6 protein-coding genes are annotated in these 5,204 nt (G+C 68.0%); 2 read left to right on the forward strand and 4 right to left on the reverse strand.

Annotated elements, in window-relative coordinates:
- Nucleotides 1-158: 158 nt before the first annotated feature.
- Nucleotides 159-455, reverse strand: coding sequence for an H-NS histone family protein (locus JMF90_RS23005; protein ID WP_006489320.1), 297 nt, complete (start codon nucleotides 453-455; stop codon nucleotides 159-161).
- 299 nt (nucleotides 456-754) lie between these two features.
- Between JMF90_RS23005 and aqpZ the strand changes: the two genes are divergently transcribed.
- On the forward strand, nucleotides 755-1,498 hold the full coding sequence (gene aqpZ, locus JMF90_RS23010; protein ID WP_006489324.1) for an aquaporin Z: 744 nt from the start codon (nucleotides 755-757) through the stop codon (nucleotides 1,496-1,498).
- 131 nt (nucleotides 1,499-1,629) lie between these two features.
- Here the strand turns inward: aqpZ and JMF90_RS23015 are convergent, their stop codons facing one another.
- Entirely contained in the window at nucleotides 1,630-2,454 is an 825-nt protein-coding gene (locus tag JMF90_RS23015) for a Cof-type HAD-IIB family hydrolase (protein ID WP_054928242.1), read from the reverse strand.
- Nucleotides 2,455-2,598: 144 nt separating this feature from the next.
- Nucleotides 2,599-3,480, reverse strand: coding sequence for a BadF/BadG/BcrA/BcrD ATPase family protein (locus tag JMF90_RS23020; RefSeq protein ID WP_125380916.1), 882 nt, complete (start codon nucleotides 3,478-3,480; stop codon nucleotides 2,599-2,601).
- A 142-nt stretch (nucleotides 3,481-3,622) separates the two neighbouring features.
- Here JMF90_RS23020 and JMF90_RS23025 point away from each other — a divergent pair, with 142 nt between their 5' ends.
- Nucleotides 3,623-4,225: a DNA-3-methyladenine glycosylase I gene (locus JMF90_RS23025; RefSeq protein WP_125380915.1), complete on the forward strand. Its 603-nt coding sequence runs from the start codon at nucleotides 3,623-3,625 to the stop codon at nucleotides 4,223-4,225.
- An 84-nt stretch (nucleotides 4,226-4,309) separates the two neighbouring features.
- Here the strand turns inward: JMF90_RS23025 and JMF90_RS23030 are convergent.
- A partial coding sequence (locus JMF90_RS23030) for a PepSY domain-containing protein (RefSeq protein WP_201325467.1) occupies nucleotides 4,310-5,204 on the reverse strand: 895 nt, incomplete at its 5' end.

Here is a 5,204-nt window from a genome sequence, read left to right on the forward strand (position 1 = left end):
GCGCGGCAACCAAGCAACCGGCATTGCGCCGGGTCGCGGGCGCCTGACGCGAAAATCCGCGCGGAAATAGGCCGTAAATCCGCGCCGAAATCGGCGCGCAAAACCCGCAAAGCAAAAGAGCCGCATCGTCGATGCGGCTCTTTCCATTTGGCCTTCGGTCACTCGATCAGAAAACGATCGCGGTTTTTGCCGACGATCCAATTCGGCGGCTTGCCGCGCCCACTCCAGGTGGCACCCGACTTCGGATCGCGGTATTTCGGCGGCAACGGCGCCTTCTTCGGCGGACGCCCGCGCCGCGCCCGTTCCGCGAAGCCCAGGTCCTGGGCCGTCAGGCCATATTCGGCAATCATTCGCTGGACATCGGCGATCACCGCTGCCACTTCCTGGCGGCGCACGTCGTCCGCCTGGGCCTGCAGATCGGCGATCTGCGCCTTGAGTTTCGCGTATTGAGACATTTTTCGACTCCCCTTTTCGATGATGCGGCCCCGGCGAATCCGGCCGGGACACCAACGTCCGTTACGTCATCCGCACTGCCGCCCTGCCCTTCGAAATTAATGCTGCCATCTTTAACCGAATCGTCTATATCGAGAATGCGGACTTATTCTAATAAAAGGCATTCGTCAGCCATTCAAATTTAACAATCGTTTACCCTCCCGAACCCGATTCATTTCCTATAATCCAGACCAATTCCGGACGACGAAATAAATCCGTTGCGTCGGCCGGGGTCTTCAACCCACTTGGACGAGGTCCTTACATGAATCTTTCTCAGCGTCTCGCTGCAGAGGTATTCGGCACGTTCTGGCTGGTGCTCGGCGGGTGCGGAAGCGCCGTGCTGGCCGCCGCCTTTCCGGGCCTCGGCATCGGCTTTGCCGGCGTCGCACTCGCCTTCGGCCTGACCGTGCTGACGATGGCATTCGCAATCGGCCACATCTCGGGTTGCCACCTGAATCCGGCGGTGAGCGTCGGCCTGACGGTCGCCGGCCGCTTCCCGGCACGCGATCTCGCGCCGTACATCGTCGCGCAGGTCGTCGGCGCCACGCTCGGCGCCTTCGTGCTGTACCTGATCGCAACCGGCAAGCCGGGTTTCGACGTCGTCGGCAGCGGCTTTGCGACGAACGGCTTCGGCGATCGCTCGCCCGGCCACTACTCGCTCGCCGCGTCGTTCATCTGCGAAGTCGTGATGACGGGCTTCTTCCTGTTCGTGATCCTCGGCGCGACCGACAAGCGCGGGGTGCCGGCCGGCTTCGCGCCGATCGCGATCGGGCTGTGCCTGACGCTGATTCACCTGATCTCGATTCCGGTCACCAACACGTCGGTGAACCCGGCGCGCTCGACCGGCCCGGCGCTGTTCGTGGGCGGTGACGCGATCGGCCAGCTGTGGCTGTTCTGGGTCGCGCCGCTGATCGGCGCGGTACTCGCGGGGATCATCTACCCGCTGGTCGCCGGGCGTGACGACGCCGTCGACCTGCTGCCGGCATCCGCTCGCACAAGCGAATAAAACACTACGGGGTCAAGCGAGCAGAGCAGCGAGCCTCACGCTGTCGAAGAACATCGAGGCAGGTAATTTCGACGGGCGCCCCTGGCGCCCGTTTTTCATTTCCGCGCGGGAAACGCGCCCGGGGCGGACGCTCAGGACGCGACGACGTCGTCTTCCAGCGAGAACAGCGTGCGCAGATGGCGGGCGACGCCCGCGTCGAAGTTGTTGCCGATCCGCGGGACGTGCGGCAGCTGCGCGATCAGGTCGGGGTTCGCGTTGTTCATCATGAACGCATGACCGGCGGTTTCGAGCAGATCGATGTCGTTCATGTTGTCGCCGAACGCGATGCAGTGGCCGGCATCGACGCCGAGCCGCGCGAGCACCGCGCGCAGCGCGCGCCCCTTCGACACGTTCGCGGTCATCACTTCGAGGCAGTCGGGCAGCGAGTACGTGACGTACAGCGCGTCGCCGAACTGCACGCGCATCTGCTCCGCGACGACCGCCAGGTCGGCCGGTTCGCCGATATACAGCACCTTCGCGATATCCGCGCCGTCGTGCGCGGCCATGTCGATCACGTCGTACCGGAAGCCCGAATCCTGATGGAATTCGAGCAGGTGCGGCGCGTCGCGGTCGATCAGCCAGCCGTCGTTGGTGAACAGGTTGACGATCACGCGGCCGTGCGCGCCGAGGACTGCCGGCTGCACGAGGCTGCGCACGATTGCTGCGTCGATGTCCTGCGCGTGGATCTTCGTGTCGTCCGGCGCATGCACGCGCGCGCCGTTCGACGTGATCAGGTACGGCCGGATGCCGAGCACGTCGCGAATGCCGGCGACGTCCGCATAGTGGCGCCCCGTGGCGATCACGAACTGCACGCCGTCGCGGTCGAGCCGGCGAACGGTGTCGATCGTGTACGGGTCGAGCTGGTGGTCGCTGTTCAGCAGCGTACCGTCGAGATCGGTGGCGATGACTTTGTACATGGGGCGGGAGAGTGGCGCTCGGGGCACGGAGGAAGCGTCATTTTAACGTCGTGCCCGGTAGCGCGCCGGGCGGTTGCCGGCCAGGCGCCGCGCGCGACGCTGCTGCGACGCGGCATTCACCGTACGCACCCCGCTCGGCTTGGCTTAGCCCACCTCCGCCGCCCGCAACGCCTGGAGCGCGAGCCGCAGCGCACCATGCGCCGAATCGTCGAGCGGCGCGCGCAGCCGCGCGGCGTGCCGTGCCGGCACGGCCGGCGCGAGCGCGTCCGCCAGCCCGCCGCACAGCGCGACCGGCAACGCGTGCTGCGGATCGAGCGCATCGATCATCTTGCCGATCTCGTCGCCGGCCTGCGCGATCAGCGCGCGCGCGACCGGATGGGTGCGGTGCGCGAACACGATCGGTGCGAGACGTGCATAGATCGTCTGGTTCGCGTCGCACGACCACTGGACGAGCGCATCGCGATCCTGCGCGCCCGTTTCCGCGAGCAGGGCCGTGGCGAACGCATCGCGCGGCACGCGGCCGTCGAGCGCCTGTTGCGCGTAGGCGAGCGCGCGCACGCCGAGCCACGCGCCGCTCGCCTCGTCGCCGGACGGGAAGCCGAAGCCGCCCGCGATCCGGCACGGGCCGGCCGCGTCGAGCGCCGCCGCGATGCTGCCGGTGCCGAGCGCGACGATGAGCCCCGGCGCGCCGCCATGCGCGCCGACGACGGTGGTATACGCGTCGCTCTCGATTGCGAGCGCGCCGAGCGGCGCCTGCGCGCGGAATGCGGCGAGCCACCCCGCGTTGTTGACGCCGGCCAGCCCGCAGCCGAGCGCGCACTGCGACCAGTCGAACGCGAGACCGGCCTGCGTGAATGCGTCCGCGCACGCCGCGCCGATCGATGCCCATGCCCGCTCGATGCCGAGACCGAGCCCCGACGGGCCGCCGCGCCCCTGCGCCAGCTCGCGCCCGTGCCGGTCGGCCAGTACTGCGCGCGTGCCCGTGCCGCCGCCGTCGATGCCGATCGCAAAAAGTAATGCCGCCATGCCTTCATCCCGCTGATTCGAACAGGCGCCAAGCTTAACCGGATCGGCGCCGCGCGCCCATCTGCCGTTCGGCCGGCTATCCCGCCAAAAGGGCTTCCGCTATGCTGGCGCGATCGAATCGACACTGAAAACGAGGCAGACGATGTCGCAGCGGTGCAACTGGGTGAAGACGGAAGCGGACGCTCACTATCACGATACCGAGTGGGGCGTACCGTCGCACGACGATCGCCACCTGTTCGAAATGCTGATCCTGGAAGGCGCGCAGGCCGGGCTGTCGTGGTCGACGATCCTGAACAAACGTGCGGGCTATCGCGAAGCGTTCGCCGATTTCGACGTCGATACCGTCGCGCGCTTCACGCCCAAGCGCATCGAGAAATTGCTGGAGAACCCGGGCATCGTGCGCAACCGCGCGAAGGTCGAATCGGCGGTGAGCAACGCGCGCGCCGTGCAGCGCATCCGGGAGGAGCATGGGTCGCTCGCCGCGTTCCTGTGGTCGTTCGTCGGCGATACGCCGGTCCAGAATGCGTGGCAGTCATACCGCGACGCGCCCGCGTCGACCGAGCAGTCCGACGCGCTCAGCAAGGCGCTGAAGGCGTACGGCTGCAAGTTCGTCGGCTCAACGATCTGCTATGCGCTGATGCAGGCGACCGGCATGGTCAACGATCACGAAGCCGGCTGCCCGTGCCACGCGCAATGCGCGGCGCTCGGCGGCAAGCAGCCGGCCCGCCGGCGCAAGGCGGGCTGACGGCGCGGAGACAAGCTCGGCGCCGGTGCCGCGCCGCCGACCTGCGGCGATAGCACCGTCCGCTTGGTGCTTGGTGCCCGGCCCTTACCGCGCGGCGCGCGACGACGACGCCGGCACGACCGGCCGCGTGCTCCGCGCGGCCCGCCCGCGTGCGCTGCGCTTCTTCACCCAGATGCAGACGCCCGTTACGCTCAGCATCGCGATCACGATGCCGAGCACGCTCACGGCGACACGTCCCGCGACACCGGCGATCCGCCCCGAGTGCAGTGGAAACTGCGCCTGCATGAACAGGTCGCCGGCCGAACCGCGGCCCGGCACCTGCGCCGCGACGGGTTTGCCGGTCACCGCATTCCAGTACAGCCACGCATTGCCGAGCCCGACGTCGCCATGGTCGTTGCCCGGCGTGAAGAACCCGACCGCATAGGCGTTCATCGCCGGGGCGAACAGCAGCGCACCCGGCGGCGCGGTGATCCCCGCGTCGCGGCCGGCCGAGCGGGCGATCTCGACGATCCGCTCGCGCGGGAGCACCTGGCTGCCCGCCGGGGCCGGCGGGAAATGCTCGGGATTGGTGTACGGCGTCTCCGCGAGCGGCGACATCAGCGAGACCAACGGGCGCACGACCGGAACGGCAAGGTTCATCGAAATCGACGTGACCGCGACGACGAGCAGCAGCCCCCACACCCACACGCCCCCCGAGCGGTGCAGGTCGAACACGAGCGGATAGCCACCGCGCCGCACACGGAACGCGAACGACTTGCGCCAGCTTTTCAGGTTCGGAAACGCGAGCACCAGCGCGATCAGGCTGTCGATCGCCCACACGATGCCGACGACGCCCATCACCCAGAACCCGAAGTTGATCCCGCCGTACACGGGCAGGAACAGCGAATAGTGCAGCCGGTAGATGAACGGCATCAGGTCGAGCCGCGCGAGCGACAGCGCGCCCCATTCGCGGCGGCCCTGCACCGCACCGGTGGCGGGA

The sequence above is a fragment of the Burkholderia sp. E168m23 genome, assembly GCF_016586125.1.
Classification (GTDB): Bacteria; Pseudomonadota; Gammaproteobacteria; order Burkholderiales; family Burkholderiaceae; genus Burkholderia; species Burkholderia orbicola.